Genomic DNA, 17,389 nt, shown 5'->3' with positions numbered 1-17,389 from the left:
GGGCCCCTTCTCCCGATGGAGGAAGGGACGCATGGCCACGGTGCCTGTCGCATTTTTTGCAACGCGTGACCCTAAAAAAACCGCTTTGGGGTGACGGGGGTGGTTCGTATAGTCGATCTCAAGGCGCTGCCCGCTCGGTAAGCGCCTGTCGCCACGCCATCGTCCGGGTACTCCATCGCCCGGCGATGCCTCGCCCTTCCCCACCGCCTGCGGAGGCTCCATGCATCAGTCGCTATCGCATCGCGGTCCGCGCAGCGTTTGTGGATCGGCTCACCCGCACCACGCCCTATGCTGAGCACCCAGCGCCTCTCACCGGACAGCGGCTCCGGCGCACGTGCGGTGGCGCGTTGCGATGCGCTGGGCGTCGCGCCCTACAGCGACACACCCCAGGGACTGTTCCGCGCCTGGCTCAGCCCGGCGCACCGCGCTGCCATCGCGCAGGTGAGCACGTGGATGCGCCAGGCCGGCATGCAGGTGCGCCTGGACGCGGCGGCAAACCTGATCGGCCTCTACGAGGGCACGCAGGCCGACTCACCCGCGCTGCTGATCGGCAGCCATCTGGACAGCGTGCGTGATGCCGGCCGCTACGACGGCCCGCTCGGCATCCTGCTCGGCATCGAATGCGTCGCCGCACTGCACGCGCAAGCGCGCCGCTTACCATTCGCCATCGAAGTGATCGCATTCGGCGACGAAGAAGGCTCGCGCTTTCCGGCCTCGATGTTCTGCAGCCGTGCGGTGGCCGGCACGCTCGACCCGACCACGTTGGCGGTGACCGACGCCGCCGGCATCGACGTCGCCAACGCGTTGGCAGACTGGGACCTGGACATCGCGCACATCCAGCACGCCACACGCACACCGGGCAGCGTGCTGGCGTATCTGGAAACCCATATCGAACAAGGTCCGGTGCTCGAAGCCGAGGGCCTGCCGGTGGGCATCGTCACCGCGATCGCCGCGCAACGCCGCTTCGCGCTGCGCTTCGACGGCCGTGCCGGGCATGCCGGCACCACCACGATGGCGCTGCGTCGCGATGCCTTGAGCGCTGCGGCCGAGGCGCTGCTGGCGATCGAGCGCATCGCACGCGACGGCAGCAACGATCTGGTCGCCACCGTCGGCAAGCTGCAGCTCGCACCCGGCGCCGTCAACGTGGTGCCCGGCCGCGTGGAGTGCACGCTGGACGTGCGCGCCGGCGACGACGACGCCCGCGATGCCGCGGTGCGCGCCATCGAACAGGCACTGGCGCGCATCGGCGCAGCGCGCGGCATCGCCATCGCCATCACCCCGCTGCAAACCCTCGCCGCCAGCCCATGCGCACCGACGCTGATGACCCGGCTCGACCACGCTGTCGCCGCGCAAGGCATCGCCCCGCGGCGGTTGGTCTCCGGTGCCGGCCACGATGCGATGACGATGGCCGCGCTCTGCCCAACCGCGATGCTGTTCGTGCGCTGCGCCGGCGGCATCAGCCATCATCCGGACGAACACGTCGACCCGGCCGATGCCGAGGTCGCCCTGGCGGTCATGCGCCATTTCATCGAACACCTGGGAGACCCCCTTGTCACCTGATCTGCGCCACCTGCATACCTTTGGCGAACTCGACCCACCACAACGCCTGTTGATGGGCCCCGGCCCGGTCAATGCGCATCCGCGCGTGCTGCGCGCGATGGCGGCCGATCTGCTGGGCCAGTTCGACCCGGAAATGACTACCTACATGAACGAGGTGATGGCGCTATACCGGCCCTTGTTCGGCACCGAAAATCGCTGGACGTTTCTGGTCGACGGCACCGCGCGTGCCGGCATCGAAGCGGCGCTGGTATCGCTGGTGCAACCGGGCGACCGCGTGTTGGTGATCAACTTCGGCCGCTTCGGCTTGCTGCTTACCGAAATCCTGCAGCGCCTCGGCGCCGACGTCCACAGCGTGGATGCACCGTGGGGCGAGGTGGTGCCGCTGGCCGCCATTGCCGAGGCGATCGAACGGGTGGCGCCCAAACTAGTGGCCACCGTGCACGGCGACACCTCCACCACCATGGCGCAGCCGCTCGATGGCCTGGGCGCACTGTGCCGCGCGGCCGGCGCGCTGAGTTACGTGGATGCCACCGCCACCATCGGCGGCATGGAGATCGCCAGCGACCGCTGGGGCGTGGACGTGGTGACCGGCGGCCTGCAGAAATGCCTGGGCGGGCCGTCCGGCTCGGCACCGATCACCGTGTCCGAACGCGCGGCCGAGGCGATCTTTGCGCGCCGGCATGTCGAACGCGGCATCGTGCGCAACGACATCGTCAACGGCACCGGGCCACGCATCGCATCGAATTATTTCGACCTGGCGATGATCATGGATTACTGGTCGGACAAGCGCCTCAACCACCACACCGAAGCCACCACCATGTTGTACGGCGCACGCGAATGCGCACGCGTTGCGCTGCAGGAAGGCCTGCACGCACGGTTCGCGCGCCACACCGCGGCCGGCCGTGCGGTGAGCGCCGGCATCACCGCGATGGGCCTGGAGGTGTTCGGCGACGCGGCGCATCGCATGACCAACGTGACCGGTGTGGTGATCCCGGCGGGCATCGACAACGACGCGGTGCGGCGGCGCATGCGCGAGGATTTCGAGATCGAGATCGGCACCGCCTTCGGCCCGCTGCAAGGCAAGATTTGGCGCATCGGCGCGATGGGCTACAACGCGATGAAGCACAAGGTGCTGCTCACCCTGGCCGCGCTGGAAGCGGTGCTGCGTGCCGAAGGCTACACCTGCACGCCGGGCCTGGCAGTGGAAGCCGCCCTGGCGGCCTGGCATGCGGGGCCGGCTGCATGAGCGCGGCGCGCGACCTGATCGGCTACGGCGCCACACCGCCGGCTGCGCAGTGGCCGGGTGGCGCGCGCATCGCGGTGCAGTTCGTCATCAATTACGAAGAAGGCGCAGAAAACTGTGTGCTCAACGGCGATACCGGCTCGGAGGCGTTTCTGTCGGAAATGGTCGGCGCACAAGCCCAAGCCGGCGCACGCGCCATGGCCATGGAAAGCCTGTACGAATACGGCAGCCGCGCCGGGTTCTGGCGGCTGCATCGACTATTCGCCGCACGCGCGCTGCCGGTGACCGTGTTCGGCGTGGCGAACGCGCTGGCCGCCAATCCCGACGCGGTGGCCGCGATGCAGGCCGCCGAGTGGGAAATCGCAAGCCACGGGCTGCGCTGGATCGACTACCAACACATCGACGAAGCCACCGAACGGGCGCATATCGCGCAGGCGATCACGGTGCACACCCGCGTCACCGGCAGCCGCCCACTGGGTTGGTACCAGGGCCGCACCAGCCCCAACACCGCACGCCTGGTTGCCGAAGAAGGCGGCTTTGTCTACGACGCCGACAGCTATGCCGACGATGTGCCGTATTACGACACCCGCCACGGCCGCGCGCAGTTGATCGTGCCGTACACGCTGGATGCCAATGACATGAAGTTCGTCGCCTACAACGGGTTTGCCGATGGCGAACCGTTCTTTCGCTATCTGCGCGACAGCTTCGAGCAGTTGCGCAGCGAAGGCGGGCGCATGCTTTCGATCGGTCTGCACGGGCGCATCGTCGGCAAGCCCGCACGCGCGGCCGCACTGGCGCGCTTTGTCGATCACGTGCTGGCCAGCGGCGATGCGTGGGTGGCGCGACGCATCGATATCGCACGCCACTGGCTGCAGGTGCATCCGGCATGAGCATTGTCACTGCCGACATCGATCTGCCCGAGGTGATCGCGCAGGTGACTGCCGCCTTCCACGCTTACGAAAGCGCGTTGATGCGCGATGACATCGCCGCGATGGATGCGCTGTTTCATGCAGCGCCCAGCACCGTGCGTTACGGCGTGGGTGAGGTGCTGTACGGCATCGACGCGATCCGCGCGTTTCGCATCGGCCGCGGCGGCTCGCCGCAACGCCAGCTTGCGCATGTGGAAGTGCACAGCTATGGCCAGGACTGCGCAACCGCCCATGCGGAATTCGTCCGCGAGGGCAGCAGCGCGCGCGGCCGCCAGAGCCAGAGCTGGGTGCGCTTTGCCGATGGCTGGAAAGTGGTGGCTGCGCACGTGTCGCTGCAAGGGACTCACGCATGAGCGTGACCAACGACCGTGTGCTGGACGATGCTGCCTTCGTGGCGCGCTATCGCGAGGTGTTCGAACATTCGCCGTGGGTGGTGGAGCGCGCCGCGCGTCACCGCCCGTTCGAGGATGTGTATCGCGGCTTGATGCAGGTGGTGTTCGATGCATCGCCGCAAGATCAGGTCGCGTTGATTCGCGCGCACCCGGAGCTGGCCGGCAAGGCGGCGATCGATCGCACGCTCACCGCCGCCTCGGCAGCCGAGCAGGCCTCGGCCGGTCTTGATCGGCTGAGCGAGGACGAATTCACCCGCTTCCATGCGCTCAACCAGGCCTATCGCCAGCGCTTCGGTTTCCCGTTCGTGATCTGCGTGCGGCTGCATGACAAGGCCGGCATTCTGGCCGCGCTGGAGCAGCGCATGGATGCCTCGCGTGACGCCGAGATCGCCACCGCCCTCGCCGAGATCGGCAAGATCGTCCACTTGCGCCTGGAGGCACTGCCATGAGCCTGGCCCAACTCGAACGCGAGCTCGCCCGCGACCTGCAACGTCTGGCCCATGGCGGCGATGCCTGGGTGCAACCGCGCGTACATCCGGCCGGGCATGTCTACGACGTGGTCATCGTCGGCGCCGGCCAGAGCGGCCTGGGCGCGGCGTTCGCACTGCAACGCGAACGCGTGCACAACGTGCTGGTCATCGACGAAAACCCCGCAGGCCAGGAAGGCCCCTGGGTGACCTACGCACGGATGCAGACACTGCGCACGCCCAAGCAGATCACCTCGATCGACCTGGGCGTGCCGTCGCTGACCTTCCGCGCTTGGTGGGAAGCGCAACACGGCAGCGCGGCTTGGGACACGCTGGACAAGATTCCACGCGGCAGTTGGATGGACTACCTGCGCTGGTACCGCGCGGCGCTGCGGCTGCCGGTGCGCAACGCCACGCAACTGGCACGCGTCGAACCCGAGGTCGCGCCCGGCATCCACCGTTTGCATCTGACAATGGGCGCGCCGCTGCTGACGCGCAAGCTGATCCTGGCCACCGGCATCCAGGGCGGCGGCCAGTGGGTGGTGCCGGACTGGATCGGCCGTGCCCTGCCCAGCCACCGCTACGCACACACCTCCAGCCACATCGACTTCGCCGCGCTTGCCGGCAAGCGCGTGGGCATTCTCGGCGGCGGCGCATCGGCGTTCGACAACGCCTGTTTTGCGCTGGACAAAGGCATCGCCAGTGCCGAAGTGTTCGTGCGCCGCAGCGAGCTGCCGCGCATCAACCCGTTCCGCCACATGGAGCAGGCCGGCATCATTCCGCGGTTTCTGACGCTACCCGATGCGGACAAGTACCGGATGATGGCCAGTTTCTTCGCACACAACCAACCGCCCACCAACGACACCTTCCAGCGCGCCTGCGCGCACCCAGGCTTTGCGCTGCACCTGGGCGCGCCGTGGCTGGAGGTAGCCGAGCGCGATGGCGCGGTGGTGGTGCGTACCCCGCACGGCGAACACCGCTTCGATTTCCTGGCCGTCGCCACGGGCCTGGTCACCGACCCGCAGTTGCGCCCAGAACTGGCCGCGCTGTCCGGGCGCATCGCCTGCTGGGCAGACCGCTACCAACCGCCGCCGGGCCAGGCCAACCCGGTACTGGACGCACACCCGTACCTGGGGCCGGGCTTCGAACTGTTGCCACGCACGCCGGACGACGCCGCACTGCTGCACGGGCTGTTCGCCTTCAACTATTCGGCGCTGATCAACCATGGCCCCTCGGCCGCCGCGCTGTCCGGGCTCAAGGTCGCGTTGCCGCGGCTGGCCCGCGCGGTGGCCGACCAACTGTTCCTGGACGACCGCCAGGCCATCGTCGACAGCTATCTGGCCTACGACCAACCCGAATTCGTCGGCCAGTGGCCGCAACCGACCCAGGCGGTCGCATGAGCACCCTGTCCACCCATGTGCTGGATACCGCCGCCGGTCGCCCTGCTGCCGGGGTGCCGCTGCGCCTGTTCGCCGGCGACACATTGCAGCTGGAGGCGGTCACCGACCAGGACGGGCGTTGCCCAGCGCTGGCTACCCTCACCCTGCAACCCGGCCGCTACCGGCTGGAATTCGACGTGGCCGGCTACTGGCGCGCCACCGGCACCGCACTGGCCGACCCCCCGTTCCTGGAACAGGTGCCCATCGCCTTCGGCATTGCCGACGACGGCCATTACCATGTGCCGCTGCTGCTGTCGCCGTACGGGTATTCCACTTATCGCGGCAGCTGAGTAGCGCTCAGACCGACTGCGCTCGCCCGCAAGACCGGCGTGGTCGATACCGTAGGCCGGCGCATACCGCTCAACCTGCAACTACCACGCACCGGCCGTATGCACCCGACAGCGGCTCACGACGGCTGCCCACAGCGCCTTGTCAGCCGCTTCCGGGCGGCTTCAGATCGGTAACGGATCGGCGCGACACACGCCGCATTCCACCCCGGCCCCGTAGAATGACGCCTTTCCGGCGACAGGCCGGGGCCCCGGAATTGTCATGATCCACAACGATGTACTGCGCAGCATCCGCTACATGCTCGACCTCAGCGACGATAAGGTGGTGGAAATCACTCACCTGGCCGACCCCGAGTTCGCGCTCGACAAGCCGCAGGTACAGGCCTGGCTGAAGAAAGAAGACGAGCCCGGTTTCGAGCCCTGCACCGATGCGATGCTGGCGCGCTTTCTCGATGGCCTGGTGCTGCGCTTCCGCGGCCGCGACGAAAGTCAGCCGGCCCGCCCGCTGGAAACCCGCGTCGGCAACAACCTGGTGCTGAAAAAGCTGCGCGTGGCCTTCGAACTGAAGGACGTGGACATGCACGCCATCTTCGCTGGCGCCGGCTTCCCCCTGTCCAAGCCGGAACTGTCGGCCCTGTTCCGCCAGCCCGGCCACAAGAACTTCCGCCCTTGCGGCGACCAACTGCTGCGCGCCTTCCTCAAAGGCCTCACCGCCCGGGTGCGCGAAGCGGGGTGATGGTTTCAATGCCGATGCTTTCGACGCTCAGTCGATCAGCGTCGCAGCACTGCATCCCTACGCGATGACCGATCGCATACACACGCACACATCATGCGTGTGCGTGCAGACGGCGGACTGCCGCCTCCCGCATGAGAGCACTCCCACGCGAGAGGCCGTTCATCCAGCTATCTTGCCCGTCTGCAGACTCACGCAGCCACCACCAAGCGCGGCTTGCGTGCATCCAGTCGGAACACCGACACCGCTTCGCTCAGCTCCACTGCCTGTTCTTCCATCGCACGTGCGGCGGCCGAGGCTTCTTCCACCAACGCTGCATTGCGCTGGGTGGTTTCGTCCATGTCGTTGACGGTGCGCGCCACCTGTTCGATGCCCGACGATTGCTCGCGCGAGGCAGCGGAAATCTCGGCGATCAGCGTGGTGACCTGCTGCACCGATTGCACGATGTCCTGCATCGTGCGTCCGGCCTGATCCACGCGCGCGCTCCCGCGCGCCACGCTCTCCACCGATGCATCGATCAACTGCTTGACCTCCTTGGCGGCACCGGCCGAGCGCTGTGCCAGCGCGCGCACTTCGGAGGCCACCACCGCAAAGCCGCGGCCCTGTTCGCCGGCGCGCGCGGCTTCCACCGCCGCGTTCAACGCCAGGATATTGGTCTGGAACGCGATGCCGTCGATGACGCTGATGATCTCGGCGATCTTCTTCGACGACACTTCGATCTCGCCCATGGTATCGACCACGCTGGCGACCATCTCGCCGCCGCGGCCGGCGATGTCGGCAGCGGCCTGCGCACCCCGGCTGGCCTGCTGCGCGGTGTCGGAGTTCTGCCGCACGGTAGAGGTGAGTTCTTCCATCGAGGCGGCGGTTTCTTCCAGATTCGCGGCCTGTTGTTCGGTGCGTTGCGCCAGATCGCTGTTGCCGGCGGCGATTTCTGCCGAGGCGGTGCGGATGGTCTGCGCGGCCAGCGTGATATCGCCAACGATATCGGTCAGGCGTTGCACGGTGGCGTTGGCATCGTCGCGCATCCGCGCGAACACGCCCTGCTGGTTACCGCGCATGCGCGCGGTCAGATCGCCATCGGCAATCGCCTTGAGTAGCTGCGACAACTCGCCCAGATTCTGGTCCACGTTCTGCATCAGGCCATTGAGGCCCTCGACCATGCCGCGGAATTCGAACTTGTAGGCAGCGGCATTGCCGCGGGTCGCAAAGTCGCCGGCCGCAGCCGCTTCCACCAGGCCGCGAATTTCGCCATTGATGGCAGCCAGGTTGCGCTTGGTGGTGTCCATCGCATCGGTAATCTGCGCCTTTTCGCCCGGCAGGCGCGGCATGTCCACCGACATGTCGCCCACCGCGTAATGCTGCATCACCTGCAGCATGGTGCCGATCAGGCCCACCTGCGCGCCGATCAATCCGTTGGTGTCATCGACCATGCGGCCGTAAGCGCCGGGAAACGCCTGCGCGTCCATGCGGTAGCTCATCTGCCCGGCTTCGTGGCGCTGCGCCATGTCCGCCTGCGCGCTGGAGACATCGGTAAGCGTGTTGACCACCTGCCCCATTGCCTGGCCAAGCAGGCCGATTTCATCGCGATTGCTGACCGCAGCCCGCGCGGACAGATCGCCGGCCGCCACCAGGCGTGCCGCACGCGCGACGTTTTCGATGGGACGCACGATCGAGCGACGAATCCACCACCCCAACACCACCACCAGACATAACGCCGCGGCAATGGTGGCCAGCGCCGAATACACCAGCATGTGCTGCGCCGATTGCGAACTCGCCAGCACGGCCGCATCGGCCAACGCCTTGCTGCGCGCGACCAACGCCTCCAACGTCTGGCTGGGCGCGCGGTCCTTGCCCTTGACCAGCTGGTCGCCCACCTGGGTGTCGTAACCGGACTCGGCAAACTTGCCCAGCGCCGCTTCGTAGCTGACCTGCAGTGCCAGATGCGCCTTGGCAAAGTCCTGCGCCAACGTGCGCGCCTGCGGATCGGCCAGCGCGCCTGCCAGTGAGGTGACCGTGCCCTGCACGCTCTTGCCCTTGTCGCGGAAGGCAGTCAGATGTTTTTCGAGTTGTGCGGGATCGCGGCCCCGGATCAGCACGTTCTTCCATTCCTGCACCTGCAGGCGGAAATCGCGGGTGAGTTCTTCGCTGGCAGAGGCCTGCGCCACTTCCACCGGCACCTTGCCGGACAGACTCAACCAGGCAGAGCCCAGACCGCCAAGTGCGCATAACAGGATGATCGACAGACCAAGCGCAAGGGCGCCCAGCAGCTTGCTTTGCAGACTGACAAAACGCGGGGACGGGGTGGACATGGTCAATCCAATGACGGGTTCAACCGGGTTATCGACGCCGGCCATGCACTCTGAAGCATGCAAGCCTCCTGCATTTGCACTCGTCGGATCCGCCGCGCAGCAACCGAGCGGACGCTGCCGGAGCGGCTGTGGGGCGCATATCTTTGTGCACGCAGGCTCTTGGTCCGCAGCACGTCGCCGGGCAGCAAGCGCTGGCGGCAAGCCCAAGCAATTGCGTTGCCGACAGGCCATACGCCATTCCCTGACAGGCTTCACCTCGATCCCCGACCATCGCACCGGCGCGAGCAGGCCCGTATCCTTGCCGCGCATGACCGAACCTGCATTCCCCATCACCCCACTGCTGCCGCAGATCCGCGACAGCCTTGCCGCCCATCCGCGTCTGGTGCTCGAAGCCCCGCCCGGTGCCGGCAAGACCACCCAGGTGCCGCTGGCGTTACTGGATGCGCCCTGGCTGGCCGGCCGCAGCATCGTGATGCTGGAACCGCGCCGGGTGGCCGCGCGTAGCGCTGCGCTGTTCATGGCGCGCCAGTTGGGCGAGCCGGTCGGCGAAACGGTGGGCTACCGCATCCGCTTCGAAAACAAGACCTCTGCGCGCACCCGGATCGAGGTGGTCACCGAAGGCATCCTGACCCGGATGATCCAGGACGACCCGATGCTGGAACGCGTGGGCGCGCTGCTGTTCGACGAATTCCACGAACGCCATCTGGCCGGCGACCTCGGCCTGGCATTGGCGCTGGACGTGCAGGCACAGGTGCGCGACGACCTGCGCATCGTGGCGATGTCGGCCACGTTGGATGGCGAGCGGCTGGCCGGCTTTCTGGATGCGCCGCGCCTGAGCAGTGCCGGACGCAGTTTTCCGGTGGAGATCGCACATTTCCCCGCGCGCCGCGACGAAGCGCTGGAACCACAGACGCGGCGCGCAGTGGAGCATGCCCTGCTCACCCATCCCGGCGATGTGCTGGTGTTTTTGCCCGGCCAACGCGAGATCGCGCGCGTGCAAGGCGCCTTGCAGGACGCGCTGAACCCGGCCATCCAGGTATTGCCGCTGCACGGCGAGTTGTCGGTGGACGCGCAAAGCCAGGTGCTGCAGCCGGATGCGCAGGGCCGCCGCCGCGTGGTGCTGGCCACCAACGTGGCAGAGTCCTCGGTGACCTTGCCCGGCGTGCGCGCGGTGATCGACAGCGGCCAGGCGCGCGAGCCGCACTACGACCCCAACAGCGGCTTTTCGCGGCTGGATGTAGCCACCATTTCGCAGGCGTCGGCCGACCAGCGCGCCGGCCGTGCCGGACGCGTGGCCAGCGGCTGGGCGTACCGGCTGTGGCCGCAATCGCAGCGCCTGGAACCGCAACGGCGCGCCGAGATCACCCAGGTGGAACTGGCCGGCCTGGCACTGGAACTGGCGGCCTGGGGCAGCGATGCGCTGCGCTTTGTCGATGCCCCGCCCACCGGCGCGCTGGCGGCCGCACGCGAATTGCTGCAACGGCTGGGCGCGCTCAGCGACAGCGGCGGCATCACCGCGCTGGGCCGCCGCATGCTGGCGCTGGGCACGCATCCGCGTCTGGCCGCGATGCTGGCGCAGGCCGGCGCTGCATCGCGCCTGGCACTGGCCTGCGACCTGGCCGCGTTGCTGGAAGCGCGCGACCCGCTGCGGCAGGGCGGCGATGGATTGGCCGCACGCTGGCGCGCATTGGCGGCATTTCGCCAGGGCCGCAGCGCACCCGATGCCAACCGCGGCGGCCTGGCCGCGATCGACAGTGCCGCCAAACAATGGCGCCGCCGACTGCGCTGCGACACCGCCCCACCCACCAGCGTGGAGGCGCACGCGCTGGGCGACCTGCTCGCGCATGCCTTCCCCGACCGCATCGCCGCACGCCACCCCACCGACCCGTTGCGCTATCTGCTCGCCAACGGCCGCAGCGCGCGTCTGTTCGACCACAGCGACCTGCGCGGCGAACCGTGGCTGGTCGCCAGCGAGCTGCGCTACGAGGCCAAGGACGCCCTGCTGTTGCGCGCCGCTCCGGTCGACGAGGCGTATCTGCGCCGCAGCCTGCCCGAGCGCTTCGTGCAGCAGGACGTGGTGCAGTGGGACGCTGACAAACGCGCCTTGGTCGCGCGCCGGCAATCCAGCTTCGACCGCATCGTGCTCGACAGCCGCCCCGCCGGTCGCGTCGATCCCGCCCAGGCCGCTGGCGCACTGACCGAGGCAGTGCGCCAGCTCGGCCTGGACGCCCTGCCCTGGACCGAGACCCTGCAACAATGGCGCGCCCGCGTGCTGTCGCTGCGGGTGTGGATGCCCGAGCTGGAGCTGCCCGATCTCTCCGATGCCGCACTGCTCGCCTCGTTGGACCGTTGGCTGCGCCCGGCCTTCGCCGGCAAGACCCGGCTCGACGCGCTGGATGAGTCCAGCCTGGGCGAGGCGCTCAAGGCCGCACTGCCGTGGGAACGCCGCCAGGCCATCGACCGCCACGCTCCCACCCGCATCAGCGTGCCGTCGGGCATGGAACGCCAGATCAGCTACGCACTCGACCACACCCAGCAACCGCTGCCGCCGGTGCTGGCGGTCAAACTGCAGGAACTGTTCGGCTTGGCCGAAACCCCGCGCATTGCCGATGGCCGCATCCCGCTGACCCTGCACCTGCTCTCGCCCGGCGGTCGCCCACTGCAGGTCACGCAGGATCTGAAAAGTTTCTGGGCCACCACCTATCCGGACGTCAAAAAAGAAATGAAGGGCCGGTATCCCAGGCATCCATGGCCAGACGACCCCTGGACAGCTGCCGCAACCCATCGCGCAAAACCGCGCGGCACCTGACCCGCCTTGCTGTAGCCCCTTAGTTCTTGGGGATCTGCCAGATTAGGTGTCGAGAGCCGGCGTGGTCGACCGATAACCCATGGGTCTGAGCGACCGCGGGAGAGCGAGGTCGCCCCGCCGGAATCTCCTTGCAAACGCCCGAACAGTTGCTCGAGTAGGCGCTCGTAATGCTAAGGCTGGGCCGCACAGGAGAACTCTCGACCCTTCGAGCATAGCGGAGTTGTCCATGAGCGAGAGTGTCGGAATCGATGTCAGCAAGCGGTGGCTGGATGTGCAGGTGCACGGCCAACGCGACGGGCGGCGGTTTGCCAACAGCGTGTCGGGCCTGCAGCAGATGTGCACCTGGCTGGGGCCGGCGCACCTGCATCAAGTGGTGGTGGAGGCGACCGGCGGCTATGAGCAGCTGGCGTTGGAGAGCTTGTATGCGGCTGGGATGCCGGTGGCGCGTGTCAATTCTCGGCAGGCACGGGACTTTGCCAAGGCCACCGGTCAGCTGGCAAAGACGGATCGACTGGATGCACGCGTGCTGGCGCAGATGGCCGCGCTGTTGCCGCTGACGCGCTACCAGCCGGTAGAAGGCTGGCGCGCGCAGCTGCGCGCCTACCAGCAGCGCCGCACGCAGGTGGTGGCGATGGTGCAGCAGGAACGGCAGCGCCAGTCCCACCTGACCGACGCTTGGCTGTGCAGCCAGGCGCAGAGCAGCCTGCGGCACTTGCAGCAGCAGCTTGCCGAGCTGGACAAGCGTATTGCGCAGCAAGTGGGCGCGCGCGCCGAGCTGGCGGTGCTGAGCCAGGTCAAAGGCGTCGGCCCGGTGCTGTTGGCGAGCCTGGCGGCGCAGCTACCGGAACTGGGCAAACTCACCGGCAAGGCGATCGCCAAGCTGGTCGGGGTGGCGCCGCTTGCCCGAGATAGTGGCACGATGCGCGGCGCCCGCTGCATCTGGGGCGGGCGGGCTTGCGTGCGCCAGGTGCTGTACATGGCGACCCTGACGGCAGTGCGTTTCAACGAATCACTGCGCGCGTTTTACCAGCGGCTACGCGCGCAAGGCAAAGCGAGCAAGGTGGCGCTGGTGGCGGCCATGCGCAAACTGCTGGTGATCCTCAACGCAAAGCTACGAGATCAATTAGCGGCTGGCGCCGCCAGTTGATCAAGACAGTTGCTCTCCCGCTGGAAGAGGGTTTGGGGTGCGGGGACGGCAGTGCTCGTGCAATGCGAAGCGGCATCTCTCTCGAACGCAGGCAACAACGCTTTTTAACCGTTAGCCAAACGGCGCTTACTGCCGCTAACGCCGCCTATACGCCATTGGCCACAGACTGCAGGCCACGTACTCGGAAAGGAAACGCCTTCAATGAGCAAGCTGACTGTGATCACCGAACGCGCCCTGGAGCGTGCCCTGGAACTGGCCGGCACCGCCGGCGACCAACTGCGTCATGCCGCATCCACTGCGGGCGACCAGGCACGTAGCGCCGGCAGCAGCCTGCGTCATTTCGGTCCGGGTGCCAGCGAATGGCTGAAGACCGGCGTGGCCCTGGGCGCAGTGCGCAGCGGCGGCAAGGCGGCCAGCAAGCTGGTCAAGCGCAACCCGGCCATCACCGTGGCGGCCGCTGTTGCCGGCCTCGGCCTGATCGGCTATGCGGTGTACCGCAAGCGCCAGCGCGATCAGCAGGTGCTGGGGGGCAACGTGCACCGTCTGGATCGCGAACACGCCAGCAATGCCAACGCACGTCGCGCCGCCTACCAGCGCCGCGCTGCAGTGACCCCGAGCGACGGCGTCGAATAAGACACCGAGTCCGTCGAACAGGCGGATTGGGCTGCACGCCACAACGCCACGGCCTCGCGCCGTGGCGTTGTCGTTTGTGGGCAGGCATTTCACAGCGCTGTGTGGCACTCAGCCGCACAGCAACCCACTGCGTTGCCGGATCGCTACGCCGCTTTAGAGCAGCTAAGAAAAACGACTGCGCCCATCGTCAGGCGGGCGGGGCCTGTGCTCGGTGCTCGGTGCTCGGTGCTCGGTGCAGCATGGAATACCCGTACACGTACACGCCGGATCCGAGTGCGGCATCCACACCCAGGTAAGAGCTGCTCGCTACGTGTCGTCAGCCGCTCGTTGAACGAGGCATGCAATCGCCGCAGTTCGATCGCATCACTGGCGATTGCAGCCATCGCGCCATCGAGGTGATCGCAACACCCCAGCGCTATCTGCGCGACCCACGCCCCTGTCGCGGGCCAGGCGTGTCATCCACACGCCACTGGCCAGGCGCGAGCGCATCCAGCCTCCAATCGCCGATCGCCACCCGCACCAGACGCAAGGTGGGCAGACCGACCGATGCGGTCATCCGACGCACCTGACGGTTGCGGCCTTCGCTGATCTGCAGTTCCAGCCAGGCATCGGGCACGGTCTTGCGCACACGCACCGGCGGATTGCGCGGCCACAGCTCCGGCGCGGGGTCGAGCGTGCGCACCGCTGCCGGCCGGGTCGGGCCATCGTTGAGCAGCACGCCATCGCGCAAGGCCTGCAGCTGTGCTTCCTGCGGCTCGCCTTCCACCTGCACCCAGTACGTTTTGGGCTGTTTGTGCCGTGGGTCGGTGAGCCGATGCGCCAGTGCGCCATCGTCGGTGAGCAACAACAGCCCTTCGCTGTCGTGATCCAGGCGGCCCGCCGCGTACACATCCGGCGGCAGGCCGAACTCGGCCAACGTGCGCTTGGGCGGCTGCGAGCGGTCGCTGAATTGCGACAGCACGCCATAGGGTTTGTTCAACAGCACCAACATGGACAGACCTGTTGCAGAAGAGCGCTGCGCGCGGCGATCGCCGCGCGTGGCTGTATGACGTAAGCAGGATGCGCGCAGCCAGCAGTGCTGGTCGCTGGCATGCGGCATCCCGTGAGAACAACGGAAACTTCGGGTGCGCAGGTCACACCATGGTCAAACGCCGCTGTCCGCCACGCATCGCAGATCCCGTCTCGACGCACTCGCAACGCACATGCACTGGGTTCTTGCGCCGGCTGTCATACACACCCACCCGCACGCCACATGACCGCCGTCATGTGCAGCAACCACTGCATGCCGGCCGCATCTGCGCCGGCATGCAGACACGTGCTTACTGTTTGACGAACTTCAACGTCATGCGGTCGCTCTCGCCGATGGCCTTGTACTTGGCATCGTCGGCCTTGTCGTGGCTGTTGCTCGGCGGCAACGTCCACACGCCACCGGCATAGTCCTTGGTATCGCGCGGATTGGCGTTGAGCTCGCTTTTGCCGGCCAGCTTGAAGCCAGCCGCTTCGGCCATCGCGATCACCTGCGCCTGACCGACATAACCGCTCTTGTCGTCGGCCGGCACGTCGGTCTTGGCGCGGTGCTCGACCACGCCCAGCACGCCGCCGGGCTTGAGCACCTTGTAGAAGCCGGCGAACATCGCCTCGGCACTGCCGGCCATGCGCCAGTTGTGCACGTTACGGAAGGTCAGCACCAGGTCGGCCGAGTTGTCCACGCCGAACGACGGCGACTTGGGCACATACGACACGAACGACGGCTTGCCATACACCTCGGGCTTGGCCTTGAACTTCTTTTCCAGCTCGTCGCGCGCACGCTGGGCGTAATCGCGGTTACGGCCTTCGGATGCCGACGCCGGGTCGACCACCGCTGCCACGTACTTGCCCTTCTCGCGCAAGTAAGGCGACAGGATTTCCGAATACCAGCCGCCGCCGGGCGTGATCTCGATGACGGTCTGGGTCGGCTTGATACCGAAGAACGCCAGCGTCTGGCCCGGGTGGCGGTACTGATCGCGCTGCACGTACACACGGTCGCGCCAGTTGCCATTGATGGCCGCCTGCAATGCGGCATCGGGCGCCGGCAGGCTCGCGCTGTCGGCCGGCTTCATGGCCATCGCCAGGGGCGCACTCATCGCCACCATGACACTCATCACACACGCACAGGCCAGCTTGTTGCGGATCATCGCAGCGCCCTCTTCCGGGTAAAAGTAGCGCGAGCCTAGCACGCGGCCCGGGGCCTGCCATGTGCCCGAATCGCAATGCTCAGCGGTGGTTCGCATCGCCGTGCATCAGCGAAATGTTCATATCCTGTGAGCCGATGCACACGATCGGCGGAACGCTGAATCCACATCGATGTCACACGCATGATCGGTGTGCATGACTATCCTGTCGGCAGTTCGCATCAGGAGCTTCCACGATGACTCACCCCCGCGCACTGGGCCGCTCCGGCCTGCAGGTTCAACCGATCGTCTTCGGCGGCAATGTGTTCGGCTGGAGCGCCGATGAGGCGACCTCGTTCGCATTGCTGGATGCATTCGTCGATGCCGGCTTCAATCTGATCGACACCGCCGATGCATATTCGGGCTGGGTGCCGGGCAACCGCGGCGGCGAATCGGAAACCATCATCGGGCGTTGGCTTGCACGCAGCGGCAAGCGCGACAAGGTGCTGATCGCGACCAAGGTCGCCAAGTGGAGCGAGCATCCCGGCCTGTCGCCAGAGAACATCGCAGCGGCGGTGGAAGATTCGCTGATGCGTCTGCAGACCGATGTGATCGACCTGTACCAGGCGCACGAAGACGATGAGTCGATTCCGCTGGAAGCCACGCTGGCCGCGTTCGGCCGCTTGATCGAACAAGGCAAGGTGCGCGCGATCGGCGCGTCCAATTACAGCGCGTCGCGCCTGCGCGATGCGCTGGATATCTCCGAGCAATACACGCTGCCGCGCTACGAAAGCCTGCAGCCCGAATACAACCTCTACGACCGCGCCGGCTACGAGGCCGAGCTGGAACCGCTGGTGCGCGAGCGCGAGCTGGGCGTGATCAGTTACTACTCGCTGGCCAGCGGCTTTCTAACCGGCAAGTACCGCAGCAATGAGGATGCCGGCAAGAGCAGCGCGCGTGGCGCCTCGGTGGTCAAGCAATACGTCAACCCGCGTGGCCTGCGCATTCTGCAGGCGCTGGACGACCTGGCCGCGACCCACAACGCCACGCCAGCCCAGATCGCTTTGGCCTGGTTGATCGCACGCCCCGGCCTCACCGCGCCGATCGTCAGCGCCACCAGCGTGACTCAGCTGCACGATGTGCTGGCTGCGGCGCAGCTGTCGCTGAGCGCCGAGCAGCTTGCGCAACTGGATGGCGCAAGCGCGCCGGAACCGGCTGCAGCGTAACGCTGCAACAGCGCGGCATCGGCCTGTTCATTCACTCGCACGGCGACTTCTGTCGCTGTGTTCCC

At 67.1% G+C, this 17,389-nt stretch carries 15 protein-coding genes; 12 read left to right on the top strand and 3 right to left on the bottom strand.

All coding sequences use genetic code 11. The features are described from left to right. Positions 1-339 precede the first annotated feature (339 nt). The 8 genes from ACZZ0O_RS07380 to ACZZ0O_RS07345 all read left to right on the top strand — a co-directional run bounded on the left by ACZZ0O_RS07380 (position 340) and on the right by ACZZ0O_RS07345 (position 7,053). Entirely contained in the window at positions 340-1,560 is a 1,221-nt protein-coding gene (locus ACZZ0O_RS07380; RefSeq protein WP_463592412.1) for an allantoate amidohydrolase, read from the top strand. Then, positions 1,550-2,806 (top strand): pyridoxal-phosphate-dependent aminotransferase family protein, encoded by a 1,257-nt coding sequence (locus tag ACZZ0O_RS07375; RefSeq protein ID WP_463590410.1) that lies wholly within the window; start codon positions 1,550-1,552, stop codon positions 2,804-2,806. The genes ACZZ0O_RS07380 and ACZZ0O_RS07375 overlap by 11 nt, the downstream gene beginning before the upstream one ends. Further along, a complete protein-coding gene (gene puuE / locus ACZZ0O_RS07370; RefSeq protein ID WP_463590409.1) occupies positions 2,803-3,693 on the top strand; it encodes an allantoinase PuuE in 891 nt (296 codons plus the stop codon). Before ACZZ0O_RS07375 ends, puuE begins: the two co-directional genes overlap by 4 nt. Further along, a complete protein-coding gene (hpxZ, locus tag ACZZ0O_RS07365) occupies positions 3,690-4,085 on the top strand; it encodes an oxalurate catabolism protein HpxZ (protein WP_323517898.1) in 396 nt (131 codons plus the stop codon). The genes puuE and hpxZ overlap by 4 nt, the downstream gene beginning before the upstream one ends. Then, positions 4,082-4,573, top strand: coding sequence for a 2-oxo-4-hydroxy-4-carboxy-5-ureidoimidazoline decarboxylase (gene uraD / locus ACZZ0O_RS07360; RefSeq protein ID WP_463590408.1), 492 nt, complete (start codon positions 4,082-4,084; stop codon positions 4,571-4,573). The genes hpxZ and uraD overlap by 4 nt, the downstream gene beginning before the upstream one ends. Further along, positions 4,570-5,991 carry an FAD-dependent urate hydroxylase HpyO gene (gene hpyO / locus ACZZ0O_RS07355; protein WP_463590407.1) on the top strand — a complete coding sequence of 474 codons (1,422 nt, stop codon included), beginning with the start codon at positions 4,570-4,572 and terminating at the stop codon, positions 5,989-5,991. The genes uraD and hpyO overlap by 4 nt, the downstream gene beginning before the upstream one ends. Beyond that, positions 5,988-6,320, top strand: a complete 333-nt coding sequence (gene uraH, locus ACZZ0O_RS07350; RefSeq protein WP_463590406.1) for a hydroxyisourate hydrolase — start codon at positions 5,988-5,990, stop codon at positions 6,318-6,320. Before hpyO ends, uraH begins: the two co-directional genes overlap by 4 nt. 259 nt (positions 6,321-6,579) lie before the next feature. Beyond that, the gene (locus tag ACZZ0O_RS07345) at positions 6,580-7,053 is read left to right on the top strand and encodes a YehS family protein (protein ID WP_055853578.1); all 474 of its coding nucleotides are present in this window, start codon (positions 6,580-6,582) and stop codon (positions 7,051-7,053) included. A 188-nt stretch (positions 7,054-7,241) separates the two neighbouring features. Here the strand turns inward: ACZZ0O_RS07345 and ACZZ0O_RS07340 are convergent, their stop codons facing one another. Continuing rightward, positions 7,242-9,359, bottom strand: a complete 2,118-nt coding sequence (locus ACZZ0O_RS07340) for a methyl-accepting chemotaxis protein (protein WP_463590405.1) — start codon at positions 9,357-9,359, stop codon at positions 7,242-7,244. A 307-nt stretch (positions 9,360-9,666) separates the two neighbouring features. On the opposite strand from ACZZ0O_RS07340, the gene hrpB reads away from it, so the two are divergent. The 3 genes from hrpB to ACZZ0O_RS07325 all read left to right on the top strand — a co-directional run bounded on the left by hrpB (position 9,667) and on the right by ACZZ0O_RS07325 (position 13,948). Beyond that, positions 9,667-12,168: an ATP-dependent helicase HrpB gene (hrpB, locus tag ACZZ0O_RS07335; protein ID WP_463590404.1), complete on the top strand. Its 2,502-nt coding sequence runs from the start codon at positions 9,667-9,669 to the stop codon at positions 12,166-12,168. Positions 12,169-12,394: 226 nt separating this feature from the next. After that, a complete protein-coding gene (locus ACZZ0O_RS07330) occupies positions 12,395-13,315 on the top strand; it encodes an IS110 family RNA-guided transposase (RefSeq protein WP_463590158.1) in 921 nt (306 codons plus the stop codon). A 201-nt stretch (positions 13,316-13,516) separates the two neighbouring features. Continuing rightward, positions 13,517-13,948: a hypothetical protein gene (locus tag ACZZ0O_RS07325; RefSeq protein ID WP_055853585.1), complete on the top strand. Its 432-nt coding sequence runs from the start codon at positions 13,517-13,519 to the stop codon at positions 13,946-13,948. Positions 13,949-14,363: 415 nt separating this feature from the next. Here ACZZ0O_RS07325 and ACZZ0O_RS07320 read toward each other — a convergent pair whose 3' ends face one another. Beyond that, the gene (locus tag ACZZ0O_RS07320) at positions 14,364-14,939 is read right to left on the bottom strand and encodes a pseudouridine synthase (protein WP_463590403.1); all 576 of its coding nucleotides are present in this window, start codon (positions 14,937-14,939) and stop codon (positions 14,364-14,366) included. A 328-nt stretch (positions 14,940-15,267) separates the two neighbouring features. Beyond that, positions 15,268-16,122: a class I SAM-dependent methyltransferase gene (locus ACZZ0O_RS07315; RefSeq protein WP_463592411.1), complete on the bottom strand. Its 855-nt coding sequence runs from the start codon at positions 16,120-16,122 to the stop codon at positions 15,268-15,270. Between the two features lie 233 nt (positions 16,123-16,355). Between ACZZ0O_RS07315 and ACZZ0O_RS07310 the strand changes: the two genes are divergently transcribed. Continuing rightward, on the top strand, positions 16,356-17,324 hold the full coding sequence (locus ACZZ0O_RS07310; protein ID WP_463590402.1) for an aldo/keto reductase: 969 nt from the start codon (positions 16,356-16,358) through the stop codon (positions 17,322-17,324). Positions 17,325-17,389 lie beyond the last annotated feature (65 nt).

The organism is Xanthomonas sp. AC360, assembly GCF_979258225.1.
This window is presented reverse-complemented; position numbering and strand designations above follow the sequence as displayed.